This window comes from Peptococcaceae bacterium 1198_IL3148 (assembly GCA_036763105.1).
In the GTDB taxonomy this organism is placed as follows: domain Bacteria; phylum Bacillota; class Desulfotomaculia; order Desulfotomaculales; family Desulfohalotomaculaceae; genus JBAIYS01.
In genome coordinates, this window is record JBAIYS010000052.1 from 1 (window position 1) to 394 (window position 394).

Genomic DNA, 394 nt, shown 5'->3' on the forward strand with positions numbered 1-394 from the left:
AACCTTGGGTTTTCGGCGGGCAGGATTCTCACCTGCCTTATCGCATACTCATACCGGCATTCTCACTTCCTACCACTCCACAGCTCCTTGCGGTACTGCTTCAACGCTGTAGGAACGCTCCCCTACCACTAAGATTATTAACTAAACTGTTACTTTTTATGGTCGGGATTGAGGGATTTGAACCCCCGGCCTCCTGCTCCCAAGGCAGGCGCGCTACCAAACTGCGCTAAATCCCGTCGGTAACAGTATAGTTAAATAAATTCTCAATCCAAAGCTTCGGTGTATAACTTAGCCCCGTTACATTTTCGGCGCAGGGTCACTTGACCAGTGAGCTATTACGCACTCTTTGAATGGTGGCTGCTTCTAAGCCAACATCCTGGTTGTCTTTGCAACC

General features: G+C 49.2%; 1 rRNA gene. It reads right to left on the reverse strand.

The annotated features are described in order from the left end of the window. Positions 1-394: ribosomal RNA gene (locus V6C27_14855) — 23S ribosomal RNA — on the reverse strand; the annotation flags it as partial.